The sequence below is a fragment of the Sphingomonas fucosidasi genome (assembly GCF_036663855.1).
GTDB lineage: Bacteria > Pseudomonadota > Alphaproteobacteria > Sphingomonadales > Sphingomonadaceae > Sphingomonas > Sphingomonas faeni_B.
In genome coordinates, this window is sequence record NZ_JAXOJR010000005.1 from 1 (window position 1) to 14,153 (window position 14,153).

Sequence of the window (14,153 nt, forward strand, 5' to 3'; positions counted from 1 at the left end):
CCTATCGGCAACATCCCGCCTGCCGAAGCCGAACACCAATATTATGCTGCCGCAGACAACATCGATATGGCGGCGTGACTCACAACCCAAGGCCTCCGGCAGACCCGGGGCGGTTCAGTCCCGCCTCGGGATCACCCGGCACGCACAAGCGACCGCTGTTCATGGGCTGGCGCGGACCAGCCGAGATCTGGCCGTATATGGCTGTGGGCAGCTCCTGCGCCGCTGCAGGGCTATCAGACAATTGCTGCGCTAAATTGCCCGCGCGATCACTTCTGGCGCGTCAGGCCTGCGCGAACACCTTGGTGCCGACGATGCCGACCACGGTCAGTGCCATGAAGCAGGCCTGGATGCCGCTGACCTTATCGCCCAACAGGATGACGCCGCCGATGATGACGCCAATCGCGCCCGCGCCCGTCCAGATCGCGTAGGCGGTGCCCGCCGGGAGGCCGCGCATGGCTAGCGCGAGCAGGCCCATGTTGACGAAGCTGAGGATGATCGGGACGCTCGAGGCCTGCCATGTGGCGATGGTGGCCGCCCATTTCAGGCTGAGCGCCCAGCAGATTTCGGTGACGACGGCGACGGCGAGGATGAGCCAGGACATGAGTATTCTCCAACGGGCTCAGATTGGAGACTCGGCCGCCGGAAACCCGGGAAGAGACGGCCGTCTGTGAGAAACGGAAAAAGCGCCAAGCGAACTACCGTTCCCCCGCGAACGCGGGGGTCCAGGGTTGCAGGCGCTGTTCTATGAAATCCTGGGCCCCCGCCTTCGCGGGGGAACGGCAGCGCCAGTCGCGCTGCCCCCGATTAGTTCAAGCGCGCCAATCCAGAGATCGAACGATCGACCATCGCGCGATCGGCGGCAGCGTCGTGGTGCTCGGCGATCAGGATGCCGGCAGCCTTCGCCGCAGCGTCAGCCGCGCGCGCGCGGACTTCGGCGATCGCGGCGCGTTCGGCGGCGGCGATCTTGTCCTCGGCCATCTTCGCGCGACGGGCCATCAGGTCCTCGGCGCCAGCCTTCGCCTTGGCGATGATCGCCGCAGCCTCGTGGTGCGCGTGGGCCTTCATGGCTTCGGCCTCGACGTGCGCGGTCTTGGCCTTCGCCTCGTATTCGGTGCGGATCGCTTCGGCTTCGGCACGGAGCGCCTTGGCTTCGTCGAGCTGCGTGCGGATGCCGGCGATGCGCGCATCGAGCATCTTGCCGATCATGCCTGGAACCTTCTTCCAGATCATCAGCAGGATCACGACGATCATCGCCACCGCGACCCAGCCGGTCGAGGTCAGGCCGAGCGCGGTCGGATCGGCGACATGCTCGACGCCCCCGGGTGCGGTCGTGTGGCCCTGGATGCCCTGGTTGTCGATCGCACCTTCGGGCGCCATGCCCTCTTCGTGGATGACCTTTGCGGCCGAATCTGGATTAGCCATGCGCCGTCGTCCTGCGTACCGCGTCGCTCGCCGCGTCCAGGCTGACCTGGAGCCCGGCGACCTTGGCGGCCAATTGCTGTGCTGCCTCGGCGGCGACACCCTGAAGGTTCGCGAGTGCCTCGGCCTTCGCGTTCGCTACCGCCAGATCGTGATGACCCAGACGCTCGGCGAGTTCGGCATCGGCCGCATGGACCTGCTGCTCGAACGCGGTCGCCGCACGCTTCGCAGCGGCAGCGGTGTCAGCCTGCGCCGCGGTACGCGCCGCGTCCATTTCGGCCTGCCAGTTCGCCTGGACCGTATCGGCCTGCGCACGAGCAGCGACCGCCGCCGCCAGATCGCCAGCGATCTTGCCTTCGCGCGAGTCCACGTTGGACACGATCTTAGGCACCATTCCCTTGCCGATCCCGAAATACAGGATCCCGAAGGTGAGGAGCAGCCAGAAGATCTGCGAGGCGTAGGTAGCGGCTATCTGGGCAATCTGGGGCATTGGTCTGTCCTGCGTTAATCCGGCCGGGCGCGGTTGCCCGGCCAAATCACCGAGTGGTTAGGCGACGAACACCAGGATGATCATGGTGACGAAGGCGAGCAGACCGAGAAGCTCGGCTGCTGCGAAACCGATGAACAGACGGCCCTGCTGGCTGTCGGCTGCGCCCGGGTTGCGGAGAGCACCGGCGAGGAACTGAGCGAACACGTTGCCCACGCCGAGGGCTGCGAGGCCCATGCCGATCGCTGCGAGGCCGGCACCGATCATCTTTGCTGCGTTGACGTCCATGATAAATTCCCTTTGAAAATCAGTTAGGTAATAGAAAACTTAGTGAAGGTTGACGGCGTCGTTCAGATAGACCGACGTCAGCAACGCGAAAACATAGGCCTGGATCGCGGCGACCAGCAGCTCGAGCAGCGTGATGCCGATCATCAGCAGCATGCTCGGCGCGCTCACCAAACCGATATACATTCCGCCGAGGTTCAAACCGTTGATAACGAACGCGGCCAACACCTTGAGCAGGATATGGCCTGCGGTCATCGCCACGAACAGTCGCAGACCGAGCGAGAACGGACGCACCAGGAACGACATCAGCTCGACCACGAAGATCAGCGGGATCATCAGAGCGGGCGTGCCGCTCGGCACGAACAGCGAGAAGAAGTGGAAGCCGTGCTTGCCGAAGCCAACGAGCAGCACGATCGCGAAGCTGATCAGCGCCAGGACGCCGGTGACGGTCATGTGGCTGGTCACGGTGAACGGATGCACGCCGGGGACGATGCCGAACGGGAGCAAACCGATGATGTTCGCGAACAGGATGAACATGAACAGCGAGAAGACATAGGGCACGAAGCGCTTGCCGCCGGGGCCGACATTCTGCTCGAGCATGCCCGAGATGAAGCCGGTGAAGCCCTCGACCGCCATCTGCCAGCGACCGGGCACGAGCTCGCGCTTCATGCCACCGATCATGAACGCCCAAAGCGCGACCAGCGTCACCACCATCCACAATGCGGAGTTGGTGAACGACAGGTCATAGCCACCTACGATCCAGTGCGAGCCGAACGCCGGCTCGATCAGGAACTGGTGCATCGGATCGATCTTGCCGCCCTGTTCTGCCGCCACGTGGAATCCCTGCCGTCTTGATACGACAAACGCCCGGTTACTCCGGGCGTTCGCCTGAAATTCGAATGATCTGCCTGAACGCGACCGCTATCCCGAGGAACAGCAACACGATCAGTCCCCAAGGGCCAGTGCCGAACCAATGGTCTATCAACCAACCGATCAGCGCACTGCCGACGAGACTCCCGATCAGAGCGGAAATGACGCGATTGCCTTGCGAGTATCCCCGCTCGGCGTCCGCCCCCTTCTGCCCCTTAGCGAGCGTTTCCCGATGCTGCGCCTCTCTCAATCGCTCATCGAGCGCGGAAAGTCGCGGATCGTCAACACCCTGGGGGTCCTGTCCGGGTTCGATCTTCGCCACGCACGTTCCTCCACCTGATTTCGCATCGGGGAGGAAGCAAGCAGCGACGAGCGATCCCGCCAAGGCGCGGTCCGTTTAGAAAAGGGGGGGGTGCAAGTCAACCGGTGTGACAGTTGCGTCATTAATGACAGGGGACAACTTGCAATCCTCCCCCGCCAAAGGGAGGTGGCGCCGTAGGCGACGGAGGGGGAGGACACGGAACAGCGGTTTCCCTTACAGCCCCCTCCGTCTGGCAAGAGCCAGACACCTCCCCCTAGCGGGGGAGGATTTTAGAACGAACCATCGAAATGGCCGCACTCTTCGTCATCCCGGCGAAAGCCGGGACCTCGCGCCGCAAGGGGACGGCCCCATTTCATCACCACTGCAAAATACCCGTCACCCCAGCGAAAGTTGGGGTATCCCCGTAATGTAGCGTCCCCTTGCCGCACGAGACCCCAGCTTTCGCTGCGGCGACGGTGAAGGGCAGAGGACGCTCCCGTCTTCGTCACCCCGGGCTTGTTCCGGGGTCCACGGTTCCGCACAGTCAAGACTATCGGGTCCGCGGAACCGTGGATGCCGGAACGAGCCCGGGATGACGGACTATCTCAAACGCAGCGCGAATCGCGTTCCGGGGCGCCGGCCGTGCGGGTCTTCCAGACGCCGTTCGGGGTCTTGTACTTCTCGCCGGGGTTCGTCGCCGCAATCAGGTTGCAGCCACTCGTGAACGCCAGCTGCTCGACCGTCGCGCCGCTCGCCTGCGCCTTTTGCGTGTAGGCCGACTTGCGCTGGATGTTGATGTTGTTGACCAACGCGCGCAGGTCCGCGCTCGCCGCGCCGACGAGACCCAGATACCCGTCGGGCTGCTCGCCGACCTCGCCGCCGGCCCGCGCCGCGGCATAGGCCGGGTCGCGCTGCGCCGACGCCGCCACCGAAAGGCCGCCGAGAACCGCGGCTGCGGCAATCATGACAATGACCTTTTTCATCTTAGAATATCCCCGGATTCTGCTGGATCAGCGACTTCGCCTCGCCATCGAGACGATAGACCACTTCCTGCGTCACATTGATGTTGAGGTTGATCTCGATCGGCTTGTCGGGGGCCGACACGCTGATGCAGCCCGGCAGGGCGGCGGCGGTCGTCACCAGAAAAGCGATCGTCCTCATCACCTGCAAGATCGGCCTTTGCTCCAGCTTCTTCAATCCTGTTTCGGTCATGGCACGATACTGCTTTCCGTGGGCTGAATGGTTGGAGGTTTGGGAGATGGCGGCGCCGACTGCTGCTGGATCAGCGCGGGCAAATTACGCTCAATCAGCCGCATCGGATCGTAGAAGCTCTGCGCGGTGTCGAGCAGCCCGCGGAACGGCGCCTTGATCCGGATATTGAACACGAACGGCAGCTTTTGCAGGCGGCGGACGATGAAGTTCGCCTTCGCACCCTCGCCCTGACTGATCCCGGCGAAGCGCACGTCGGTGACCATCTCGCCTGCGAGCGGCCCGTTCATGCCGACGCGCAGCGACTGGTAGCGGAGCGACTTCAGCGCCTGGAACGCGATGTTCGCCCAGATGCCGAGATCCTTCTGGCTGAGATCGCCCACATAGGCGAGCGTGCCGCCACCGGGCCGGACGCGCAGGTCGCCCCCTTCGATGCGTCCGCCGCTCTCGTCGAAGATCATCGGCAGGACGCCGTCGAAGATCCCGGTCGCGTCGAGATTCTTGAAATCGAACTGCTGCAGGAACTGGTCGGCGGCCATGTTGGCGATGTGGAACGTCATCCGCCGTTCCTTCGGCGCGGAGAAATCGAGCAGGGTCGGGTCGAGCGTCAGCGATCCGCCCGCGAACGGCCATGACCCACCCTCGACCTGCACGCGCGCGCCGGGCAACGTCTGGTAGCGGATCGTGCCGTCGGTGACCGGGATGCCGGGGTTGAGCGTGCGGATCGTCGCCACCTGCCCCGGCGCGCTCTGGAGATTGAGCAGGTCGGTGAAGCGGATCTCGGTCGCGATACCCGTGACCGGGCCGAACGCGGCGGCGAGATCGGTGCCGGCGGTGCGGAACACGCCGTTGCTCGTCACGCCGTCGGGGTTCCAGGCAATGTGGCCCTCCCCGCTGACCGATCCGTTGACGTCGGCGATCACGCCGAAGGTGAGCGGGGTGAGCGCGTCGGGTTGCAGCCTGTCCTTGGCGAAGGCGATCGCGGGCACGTTCAGGTCGGCCTTGCCCGTCCCCGTCGCGAGTGCGTGGTCCAGCGTTACGTCGGCGACCTTCGTGCTAGTGGTCGGCTCGAACAGCGTGCCGGCGGCGGTGATCGTGCCGTTCACCAGCGCCAGCGTGACGGTGCGCGCCGCGAGCGGCTTGAACCGAGGCGTCGGCGCGGCATCGGACACGCCCATCGCGCCGGTGAGGTTGAGCGCGCCGCCGACGAACGTCCACTCGCCCGCCGCCTCGCCGAGCAGCAGCGGGACATTGGCGATCTGCCCCGAGCCGTCGGTGAACGCGCCGGCCACGCCCTGCCCCGTCATGCGACCGGTGACGGTGCCGAAATCGAGTCGCGTGACACGTTCGGGTGCGCCGATGCGGGTCTGCACGCCCTCGATCCGGAAGCCGCGATCGGCGAATCGCACGGTCGCCCCGGCGGTCGCGAGTGTGATCGGCGTGGCGCCGAGTCGCCCACCCAGCTTTGCCGCAGCGATCGTCGCGCCGCCGCTGATCCGCGCCCCATTAACCTGCACCAGCGCGCCATCGACGGGGCACAGGGTCAGTCGCGACGGATCGAGCACCAGTCCGGAAATCGCGAGGCGCCGGACGGCGAGCGGCGCGCAGCCGGTGTTGACGACCAGCCGTCCGCGACCGTCCCACAGCGCTGCGACCGGCATCGCCAGACCGTCGACGCGGCCGTTGGCGATCGGCCCATCGAGCGTTGCCTGCGTGGTGATCGACGTCGCGCCGCCGGGCGTCGCGCTGAACGTCACCGGGGTCAGTGCCAGCCGAGCGCCGCCCGCCGCATAAGGGGCGATGCGCGCTACGCCGCGGATCGCTGCTCCGGGTTTCGCCTGCGCGAGCGACACGCGCGCCTCCGGCAGGCCACCGCCTTGCAGCGCCAGAGTCGTGTCGAGCCGCACGCCGCCGTTCGGCCAGCCGAACGCGACCCCACTCCCGCCACCAAGCGCCACGCGCGCGCCGCTGGCCGAGGCGAGCGCGAGGCGGGACAGCACCGCCGAGCCGCGCCCGTCCGCGAGCCGCACCGAAACCTCGCCGTCCGCCGCGAAACCGCGGCCCGCACGCTCGACAGCCTGCGTCATAGCAACCGCGAGTGGTGCGACCGGCGTTCCCCCCGCTGCACTGCCCAGGCCGCCAACGCCGGCGAGCCGCGCCTGCGCCACCGCGGCACCGCCCGCCCGCACGCGTCCGTCGAATGCGATCTGCTTGCCGATCCGGTAGGCGCCCGCGATCGAAACGCGTCGTGCCCGGCCCTCCACGGTCCGGACGGTATCGGCGGCGATATCCGCCTTGCCGCTGGTCGCGGCCGCGCTGCCGGTGAAATCGAGCGTGCCCCCTGCTCCTGCCAGCGCGATCCCCGGTGCGCGTGCCGCCCCGGTCTTGAGCGTCGCCTTGCCCTGCCAGCGGTCGAGCACAGCCGAGAGGCCGACGTCGAGGTCCGCGACGATGTGATCCGCCCGAGTCGTCCCGCAGGCGAGTCGCGACACGCGTACCGGCCCGGTGATCGTCGGTTTCGCCGCGTCGATCCGCAGCTTCACCGTCGCCGCCAGCCGATCGATAGCGCACCCGCCGACATCGAGCCGCTCGCTGATCACCGCCAGTGTGCCGCGGAAACCGTCGTCGAGCTGGCCCGATCCGGCGAGCTTCAACCCGACGACACCCTGCGGAGTCTCCAGCCGCATCCGCCCATCGGCGACCGCCATGTCGAGCGCGGGCAGCGAGAACGGCTTGCCCGACGAGGCCGGCAGCAATTTGTCGATCGTGCCGAGCGAGACTTTTCCATCGACCAACCGCCCGCGCAGCCGCACTTTCCCCGCGCGCACGCCTTCCAGATACGGCCCCGACAACCCGACTCCGGTCCGCGTCTCGACCCAGTCCGCGACCAGATCGGGATGCGCCGGATCGCCCAGCACGACGTTCGTCAGCCGCTGGCCGCCCAGCGCGAGGTTGGCGATCTCGTACCGCGCCGGCACCCCGGCCTTCGCCAGTTCGCGATCGATAAACCCTTCCGCGATCGGTTTGCGCGCGAGCCACAGCGCGATCAATCCGGCGAGCACAACCAGCGCGATACCGCCGAGCCACCGCGCCTTCCGCAGGAGCCGAAGGCGGGGGTTGCCCCCTGTATCGCTCGCCTCGCTCAACCGCCTACTCCGCCACGCAACTGGCCCCTGCATAGGCGGGTGCGGGGTCGACACGCAATTGCGCACAGCCGGTTGCGCAGTGCCAAGGATCGACATTCTACGATCCTCCCCCGCAAGGGGGAGGTGGCGCCGTCAGGCGACGGAGGGGGAGGACACGAAACGGAGGTTGCTGCTCCCTCCCCCTCCGTCTGGCAAGTGCCAGCCACCTCCCCCTTGCGGGGGAGGATCGTTCGGAGTGGATATTCGTGCTAGCGTCGCGTGATGGCCGATGCAGATGACGCAATCGACAACCTTAAAGGCCATAGAGGGCGCCTCCGCAAACGCTTGTTCGAAGGCGGCAGCGACGCGCTGCTCGACCACGAACTCATCGAATATCTCCTCGCGATCGCGATTCCCCGCGGCGACACGAAGGCGCTCGCCAAGGCCCTGATGCGCGAGTTCGGTGGGATCGGCGGCGTCCTCACCGCGGATGCCGAGGCGCTCGGTCGGGTGAAGGGCATGGGCGAGATCTCGACCGCGGCGATCAAGATCGCGCATGCCGCCGCGATCCGCCTGCTCCAGTCGCACGTCAGCGATCGCCCGGTGCTCGCCAACTGGCAGGCGCTGCTCGACTATCTCCGCGCGGACATGGCACACCACGCGATCGAGCGGTTCCGCGTGCTGCATCTCAACACCAGGAACATGCTGATCCGCGACGAGGTGATGAGCAAGGGCTCGATCGACCAGGCCGCGGTGTACGTCCGCGAAGTCATCCGCCGCGCGATCGACCTCGGCTCGGCGTCGATCATCCTCGTCCACAACCACCCGAGCGGGGACCCCTCCCCCAGCCGCGCCGACATCGAGATCACGCGCACCATCGCCGAGGCCGGCAAGCGGCTGGGCATCACCGTGCACGACCATATCGTGATGGGCACCGGCGGCCATGTCAGCCTGCGCGCGCAGGGGTTGATCTGAGGCAACCCAATAGTTCCGTGGAAGCACGCGACGTTTGCCCCGCGCCTTCGTTGTCCGGTCGAAGGAATTGCATGTGGACAATAAGCTACACGACCAAGCCTCGACCGTAACCGCCGAGCATGGTCAGGTTCTGGTCGATGGGCCGGACGGCATTGCGGTATCGCTGACACCCGATGCCGCCGTCGAGACATCCGACCGGCTCCTGGAGGCCGCCGTCGAAGCGCAAGGCCAGATCTTGTCCAAGACGCTTGCCGACAAGGAACAGGCCGCGCGGAAGGCCGACTGACCGTCGCCACGTGCGCGTCCCGTCGATCATGCAAACCGGATTGATCGAAGCCAAGGACGCGAAAGGCCGCCGGGCGAACCCGACGGCCATGCGTTTGCGTGAAGCGTGGAAGATCAGCCCTGCGACAGAAAGCTGGTCAGCTCCGGCTTGGACAGCGACTTGCTCTTGTCGGTATCGGCCTGCGCGAACGCGGCGGCGACCCACTTCTTCGTCTCGGGCGCGCCGGGCTTGGTCGCCGGATCGGTCTTGGTCTTCAGCGCGACCATCCAATCCCCGAACTCGGCCGCGCTGAGCTTGCCGTCGCCGTTCTTGTCGTAGGTCGGGAATTCGGTGTCGATGACCTGCGCGACCTGATCGCTGCTTGCGGGTTGCATCGCCTGTGCGGTCTGTGCCGGCTGGCTTGGCCCAGCCTGGGTGGGCGCAGTCTGGGCGGGCGACATCGAAGGATCGGCCGCACCCGTCGTCGCCGCCGGCGCAGTCTGCGGCGATGTCATGGTGGATTGCGCGAGCGCCGGCGCAGCAATCGTCATCGCGCCTGCGAGCAGAGCATATTTGAGCATTGCCATTCTCCATCGGCTAATCGAAATCGTTACTGGACGATCACCGCAGCAGCCCCGGGGATACTGGGCGGATACTGCGACACACCGACCGTCGAAGGCGGATATAGGCCGAACGCATTGCCGTTTGTACCCCCGTCGATGGCCTGCTAGGCGCTCCGCAGGCGTCTCCCGAGGGGAGCACGCGACGAACCGTGCCATTCACCAGCCCCGAGGAAACCCATGGTCCCCCGCTATTCCCGCCCCGACATGGTCGCGATCTGGACGCCCGAAGCGTGCTTCAAGATCTGGTTCGAGATCGAGGCGCACGCCACCGACGCACTCGCCGAACTGGGCGTAGTCCCCAAGGAAGCGGCCGCCGCGATCTGGGAAAAGGGCGCGTTCGAGGTCGACCGGATCGACGAGATCGAGCGCGAGACCAAGCACGACGTCATCGCCTTCCTGACCAACGTCGCCGAGCATGTCGGCCCCGAAGCGCGCTTCATGCACCAGGGCATGACCTCGTCGGACGTGCTCGACACGTGCCTCGCGGTACAGCTGGCCAAGGCCAGCGACATCCTGATCGCCGATCTCGACGCGCTGCTGGTGGTGCTCGAACGCCGCGCGCGCGAACACAAGATGACGCCGACGATCGGCCGCAGCCACGGCATCCACGCCGAGCCGGTCACGTTCGGGCTGAAGCTCGCCCAGGCGCATGCCGAATTCGCGCGCAACCGCGCGCGGCTGGTGGCGGCGCGCGAGGACGTCGCAACCTGCGCGATCTCGGGCGCGGTCGGCACGTTCGCCAACATCGATCCGTTCGTCGAAGAGTATGTCGCGGGCAAGCTCGGCCTGTCGGTCGAGCCCGTCTCGACCCAGGTCATCCCGCGCGATCGCCATGCGATGTTTTTCGCGACGCTGGGCGTGATCGCCAGCTCGATCGAGCGGCTCGCGACCGAAGTGCGCCATTTGCAGCGCACCGAAGTGCTTGAGGCGGAGGAGTTCTTCTCGCCCGGCCAAAAGGGCTCGTCGGCAATGCCGCACAAGCGCAACCCGGTGCTGACCGAGAACCTGACCGGGCTCGCGCGGATGGTCCGCGGCTACGTCACGCCCGCGATGGAGAACGTCGCGCTGTGGCACGAGCGCGACATCTCGCACTCGTCGGTCGAGCGGTACATCGGGCCGGATGCGACGATCACGCTCGACTTCGCGCTCGCACGGCTGACCGGGGTGATGGACAAACTGGTCGTCTATCCCGAGCGGATGTTGAAGAATCTCAACAAGATGGGTGGTCTCGTCCATTCGCAGCGCGTCCTGCTCGCGCTGACGCAGGCCGGCGTGAGCCGCGAGGACGCGTATCGCCTCGTCCAGCGCAACGCGATGAAGGTGTGGGATTCGGATGGTGCCCTGTCGCTGCTCGAACTGCTGAAGGCGGATCCCGAAGTGACGCTGAGCGATGCCGAGCTCGAGGACAAGTTCGACCTTGGATATCATCTGAAGCACGTCGACACGATCTTCGCCCGGGTATTCGGCGCGGCTTGAGGGGCGGCTGCTCAGCACGCCTCCCGCCCGGACCGTCATCCTGACGTAAGTCAGGACCCAGGGCCAAGCAGGGCAACGTTGCGTTACTCTGGGTCCTGACTTTCGTCGGAATGACGCGTGGATTTGTTGGGCACGCCGTCCTTCAGATCACTTCAAGTTGCACGCAACGCAATTGCGATTGTATGTTACAAAATTGCGACAACGCGCAACTATAGCCATATCGCCCTTGCCGGATATTCTTCCGGCATCGGAGACCTACCCATGCGCATGTTCGAAACCGTGACCAGCACCATGCTGGCGATCGCGGCTCAAGCGCTGGTGGTCGGGGTGGTCGTCACCGCCTTCTGATCCATCGGCCCGCCCCCTTCCGAGGGGGCGCGGCTAGGGCCCGAGATTTCGCGCAGCCTGCTTCTGGCCGCGCAAGTGATTGATCGATCTCCCGCGTTCAAGACGCGCAACAAGGAGATTTATCACGTCGAAACCCATCCTGATCGCCGCCACCTTCGCTATGACCGCGATGGCGAACGCACCCGCCTTTGCCGACGAACCGGGCCGAGGCTGGATCAGCAACGCACGGGTGACGACGATGCTCGCCCAGCGCGGCTACAGGGTCACCAAGATGGAAGCCGACGACGGCCATTGGGAAGGCGAGACCGCGCGGCGTACGGCGATGTACGAATTCCACGTCGATCCGCACAACGGCAAGGTCACGAAGCTGGAACGCGATCGCGACTGACCTATCGATCCTCCCCCGCAAGGGGGAGGTGTCGCCGAAGGTGACGGAAGGGGAGGACACGGAGCGGGGGTTGTCGCTTACCTCCCCCTCCGTCCGGCAAGAGCCGGCGACCTCCCGTGGCGGGGGAGGATCAGACGACGTTCAATTCATCAGATCGACCACGATTACCGCGTCCGCGGATAGCGTGCCGCAAATTCCTCGTCCGACATCATCAGATAGCGGATCATGTCGATCAACGCCCAGGGTGCGCTGATGACCAGTCCCACCACGGTGATGCTCAGCACCAGCATGACGATCCCCGAGCCCGTCCGCCCGAGATAGAAGCGGTGGATGCCTAGCGTCCCGATCACGAACGCCATAACCGCGGCGACGTATTTGTTGCGGTCATTGGTTGGCGCGGCGACGGGAGCAGGCGGCACCGCACGGCGCGGGCCCGGCGCGGTCGGCATCGGGAATACGCTCAGCGCACGATCGTTGGCGGCTTCGAAATCCACCTCGATGCCGATAGCCGGTTCGCCGCGATGCGCCCAATCCTCCGGCGCAAACCGATAGCGTTGTCCGTCCTGCCCCGCGACGATCCCTTCGCCGGTGCGGGGATCGACGCCTAAAACCTGTCCGCGCATGTCATTCCTCGATGTTCGGTATCATTCTGGCGGAAGCCGCGGATCAGGCAAGCTCGAACTCGCCCCGCCCCAGATCAGGCCGTGATCTCAGGCCGCAATCTCGAACTGGCGTCTGTCATCGTCGTTATCAGCAGCGGTCGGCCGCGCTTTCCGCGAACGGATCGCGCGCTTGTGAGCTTTTCCCGCCGGGCGTCGACCGAAGACTCCCAGATACCGCGCCAACACTCCACGAACACGGAGGCTGGAGATCGTAGCGGCCAGCGCCATGATGATGTCGAGATACGCCGATACTTCAAAAGTGGTGATCCAGATCGCGACGTCGGGTGCGGTCAGTGTGAGCAACCGGATGCCGTCGCTCTCGCCGACGAGAGTGACCATCGCGGCCGTCATCATCAGCAGAAACATCACGGCGGCGTCACCGCGGGAGAAGCGCGTCAGGCGAGCCGCCGGGCGATCGATCACCATGCGCCGCATGGCCTTGCCGATCGCAGTTTCGGGGGCGGCGACCATGACCAGCCAACAGGCGATCATCGTGAAACAACATGCCAACATCGCGCACCCCTCCCGTTCGGTATCGTACCTGGCTTATTCCCCCGCGAACACGCCCTTGAGCTTAGCGAAGAAGCCCTGGCTCGCCGGGCATTCGTCACCTGTCTCCGTCTCGCGGAACATCTCGAGCAGTTCTTTCTGGCGATTGCTGAGACGCGTGGGCGTCTCGACGTCGATCTGGACGACGAGGTCGCCGAAGCCGCGGCCCTGCAACACGGGCATGCCGGCGCCGCGCTGGCGGAGCTGCTTGCCCGACTGGATACCGGCCGGGATCTTCACCTCGTGCGTGCGGCCGTCGAGGCCGGGGATCGAGAGCGATCCGCCGAGCGACGCGACCGTGAAGCTGATCGGCGCGCGCGCGAACAGCGTCGTGCCTTCGCGCTCGAACAGATTGTGCTTGGTCACGTGCAGGAAGATGTAGAGATCGCCGGACGGCGCACCGCGCGCGCCCGCCTCGCCTTCGCCCGACATGCGGATCCGCGTGCCCTCGTCGACGCCGGGGGGGACGTTGATCGACAGCGTCTTGGTCTTCTCGACACGGCCTTCGCCGCGGCAGTCCGGGCACGGGTCGGCGATGACTTCGCCGGCGCCGTTGCAGACCGGGCAAGCGCGCTCCACCACGAAGAAGCCCTGTTGCGCACGGACTTTACCGTGACCGCCGCAATGCTGGCAGGTCTTCGCGCGCGTACCGGCCTTCGCGCCCGAGCCGTCGCAGGTGTCGCAGAGCGCGGAGACGTCGATCGTGATCTCGGTCGTCTTGCCGTGGAAGGCTTCCTCCAAGCTGACTTCCATGTCGTAGCGCAGGTCAGCGCCGCGCCGTGCCGCCGAACGGCCACCGCCGCGCTGTGCGCCGCCCATGAACTCGCCGAACACGCTTTCGAAGATGTCGCTGAAGCCGCCGAAATCCTGCGCGCCGCCGCTGTGACCGCCGCCGCCGCCGTTCTGGAACGCGGCGTGGCCGAACCGGTCATAGGCCGCGCGCTTCTGTGGGTCCTTGAGGCAGTCATACGCCTCGCTGACCGCCTTGAACTGCGCCTCGGAATCCTTGCAGCCGGCATTCTTGTCCGGGTGATACTTCATCGCGAGCTTGCGGTAGGACGACTTGATCGTCCCCGCATCCGCGGTCCGCTCGCATTCGAGCAGTTCGTAATAATCTGTCTGGGTACTCATACTTCGCCCCTCCGGCCCCGCCCGTCATGCCAGCGAAAGC

General features: G+C 66.0%; 18 protein-coding genes. 5 read left to right on the plus strand and 13 right to left on the minus strand.

Features of this window, described 5'->3' with window-relative positions:
• Window positions 1-280: 280 nt before the first annotated feature.
• From U1737_RS09945 to U1737_RS09985, 9 genes are all read right to left on the minus strand, one after another.
• Window positions 281-601: a DMT family transporter gene (locus tag U1737_RS09945; protein ID WP_332796688.1), complete on the minus strand. Its 321-nt coding sequence runs from the start codon at window positions 599-601 to the stop codon at window positions 281-283.
• A 203-nt stretch (window positions 602-804) separates the two neighbouring features.
• Window positions 805-1,377 carry a F0F1 ATP synthase subunit B family protein gene (locus U1737_RS09950; protein WP_443027121.1) on the minus strand — a complete coding sequence of 191 codons (573 nt, stop codon included), beginning with the start codon at window positions 1,375-1,377 and terminating at the stop codon, window positions 805-807.
• 37 nt (window positions 1,378-1,414) lie between these two features.
• A complete protein-coding gene (locus U1737_RS09955) occupies window positions 1,415-1,909 on the minus strand; it encodes a F0F1 ATP synthase subunit B family protein (protein WP_332796690.1) in 495 nt (164 codons plus the stop codon).
• A 57-nt stretch (window positions 1,910-1,966) separates the two neighbouring features.
• Window positions 1,967-2,194, minus strand: a complete 228-nt coding sequence (locus U1737_RS09960) for a F0F1 ATP synthase subunit C (protein WP_031394300.1) — start codon at window positions 2,192-2,194, stop codon at window positions 1,967-1,969.
• 39 nt (window positions 2,195-2,233) lie between these two features.
• Entirely contained in the window at window positions 2,234-2,992 is a 759-nt protein-coding gene (locus U1737_RS09965; protein ID WP_056056028.1) for a F0F1 ATP synthase subunit A, read from the minus strand.
• A gap of 70 nt (window positions 2,993-3,062) precedes the next feature.
• Window positions 3,063-3,383 carry an AtpZ/AtpI family protein gene (locus tag U1737_RS09970; protein WP_332796691.1) on the minus strand — a complete coding sequence of 107 codons (321 nt, stop codon included), beginning with the start codon at window positions 3,381-3,383 and terminating at the stop codon, window positions 3,063-3,065.
• Between the two features lie 584 nt (window positions 3,384-3,967).
• Window positions 3,968-4,345 (minus strand): YdbL family probable chaperone protein, encoded by a 378-nt coding sequence (locus U1737_RS09975; RefSeq protein WP_187504810.1) that lies wholly within the window; start codon window positions 4,343-4,345, stop codon window positions 3,968-3,970.
• A 1-nt stretch (window position 4,346) separates the two neighbouring features.
• Window positions 4,347-4,523: a YnbE family lipoprotein gene (locus U1737_RS09980; protein ID WP_128455299.1), complete on the minus strand. Its 177-nt coding sequence runs from the start codon at window positions 4,521-4,523 to the stop codon at window positions 4,347-4,349.
• A 47-nt stretch (window positions 4,524-4,570) separates the two neighbouring features.
• The gene (locus tag U1737_RS09985) at window positions 4,571-7,717 is read right to left on the minus strand and encodes an intermembrane phospholipid transport YdbH family protein (protein WP_332796693.1); all 3,147 of its coding nucleotides are present in this window, start codon (window positions 7,715-7,717) and stop codon (window positions 4,571-4,573) included.
• 261 nt (window positions 7,718-7,978) lie between these two features.
• Between U1737_RS09985 and radC the strand changes: the two genes are divergently transcribed.
• Both radC and U1737_RS09995 read left to right on the plus strand, forming a co-directional pair.
• The gene (radC, locus tag U1737_RS09990) at window positions 7,979-8,671 is read left to right on the plus strand and encodes a RadC family protein (protein WP_187504808.1); all 693 of its coding nucleotides are present in this window, start codon (window positions 7,979-7,981) and stop codon (window positions 8,669-8,671) included.
• Between the two features lie 73 nt (window positions 8,672-8,744).
• Window positions 8,745-8,957 carry a hypothetical protein gene (locus U1737_RS09995; RefSeq protein WP_248522776.1) on the plus strand — a complete coding sequence of 71 codons (213 nt, stop codon included), beginning with the start codon at window positions 8,745-8,747 and terminating at the stop codon, window positions 8,955-8,957.
• Window positions 8,958-9,070: 113 nt separating this feature from the next.
• On the opposite strand, the gene U1737_RS10000 is transcribed toward U1737_RS09995, so the two are convergent.
• Window positions 9,071-9,517: an EF-hand domain-containing protein gene (locus U1737_RS10000; RefSeq protein ID WP_248522774.1), complete on the minus strand. Its 447-nt coding sequence runs from the start codon at window positions 9,515-9,517 to the stop codon at window positions 9,071-9,073.
• A gap of 219 nt (window positions 9,518-9,736) precedes the next feature.
• Between U1737_RS10000 and purB the strand changes: the two genes are divergently transcribed.
• The 3 genes from purB to U1737_RS10015 all read left to right on the plus strand — a co-directional run bounded on the left by purB (window position 9,737) and on the right by U1737_RS10015 (window position 11,771).
• On the plus strand, window positions 9,737-11,035 hold the full coding sequence (purB, locus tag U1737_RS10005; RefSeq protein ID WP_332796694.1) for an adenylosuccinate lyase: 1,299 nt from the start codon (window positions 9,737-9,739) through the stop codon (window positions 11,033-11,035).
• Between the two features lie 117 nt (window positions 11,036-11,152).
• Window positions 11,153-11,383: a hypothetical protein gene (locus U1737_RS10010; protein ID WP_248522772.1), complete on the plus strand. Its 231-nt coding sequence runs from the start codon at window positions 11,153-11,155 to the stop codon at window positions 11,381-11,383.
• Between the two features lie 79 nt (window positions 11,384-11,462).
• A complete protein-coding gene (locus U1737_RS10015; protein ID WP_282580501.1) occupies window positions 11,463-11,771 on the plus strand; it encodes a PepSY domain-containing protein in 309 nt (102 codons plus the stop codon).
• Between the two features lie 164 nt (window positions 11,772-11,935).
• Here the strand turns inward: U1737_RS10015 and U1737_RS10020 are convergent, their stop codons facing one another.
• From U1737_RS10020 to dnaJ, 3 genes are all read right to left on the minus strand, one after another.
• Window positions 11,936-12,394: a TM2 domain-containing protein gene (locus tag U1737_RS10020; protein ID WP_248522770.1), complete on the minus strand. Its 459-nt coding sequence runs from the start codon at window positions 12,392-12,394 to the stop codon at window positions 11,936-11,938.
• 87 nt (window positions 12,395-12,481) lie between these two features.
• Entirely contained in the window at window positions 12,482-12,904 is a 423-nt protein-coding gene (locus U1737_RS10025) for a hypothetical protein (protein ID WP_332796695.1), read from the minus strand.
• A gap of 75 nt (window positions 12,905-12,979) precedes the next feature.
• Window positions 12,980-14,113: a molecular chaperone DnaJ gene (gene dnaJ, locus U1737_RS10030; protein ID WP_332796696.1), complete on the minus strand. Its 1,134-nt coding sequence runs from the start codon at window positions 14,111-14,113 to the stop codon at window positions 12,980-12,982.
• Window positions 14,114-14,153 lie beyond the last annotated feature (40 nt).

Excerpts from the sequence above, each read along its gene's own strand:
- U1737_RS09945 (WP_332796688.1), bottom strand. The coding sequence starts at position 601 with ATGTCCTGGCTCATCCTCGCCGTCGCCGTCGTCACCGAAATCTGCTGG.
- U1737_RS09950 (WP_443027121.1), bottom strand. The coding sequence starts at position 1,377 with ATGGCGCCCGAAGGTGCGATCGACAACCAGGGCATCCAGGGCCACACG.
- U1737_RS09955 (WP_332796690.1), bottom strand. The coding sequence starts at position 1,909 with ATGCCCCAGATTGCCCAGATAGCCGCTACCTACGCCTCGCAGATCTTC.
- U1737_RS09960 (WP_031394300.1), bottom strand. The coding sequence starts at position 2,194 with ATGGACGTCAACGCAGCAAAGATGATCGGTGCCGGCCTCGCAGCGATC.
- U1737_RS09965 (WP_056056028.1), bottom strand. The coding sequence starts at position 2,992 with ATGCACCAGTTCCTGATCGAGCCGGCGTTCGGCTCGCACTGGATCGTA.
- U1737_RS09975 (WP_187504810.1), bottom strand. The coding sequence starts at position 4,345 with ATGAAAAAGGTCATTGTCATGATTGCCGCAGCCGCGGTTCTCGGCGGC.
- U1737_RS09980 (WP_128455299.1), bottom strand. The coding sequence starts at position 4,523 with ATGAGGACGATCGCTTTTCTGGTGACGACCGCCGCCGCCCTGCCGGGC.
- radC (WP_187504808.1), top strand. The coding sequence starts at position 7,979 with ATGGCCGATGCAGATGACGCAATCGACAACCTTAAAGGCCATAGAGGG.
- U1737_RS10000 (WP_248522774.1), bottom strand. The coding sequence starts at position 9,517 with ATGCTCAAATATGCTCTGCTCGCAGGCGCGATGACGATTGCTGCGCCG.
- purB (WP_332796694.1), top strand. The coding sequence starts at position 9,737 with ATGGTCCCCCGCTATTCCCGCCCCGACATGGTCGCGATCTGGACGCCC.
- U1737_RS10020 (WP_248522770.1), bottom strand. The coding sequence starts at position 12,394 with ATGCGCGGACAGGTTTTAGGCGTCGATCCCCGCACCGGCGAAGGGATC.
- U1737_RS10025 (WP_332796695.1), bottom strand. The coding sequence starts at position 12,904 with ATGGTCGCCGCCCCCGAAACTGCGATCGGCAAGGCCATGCGGCGCATG.
- dnaJ (WP_332796696.1), bottom strand. The coding sequence starts at position 14,113 with ATGAGTACCCAGACAGATTATTACGAACTGCTCGAATGCGAGCGGACC.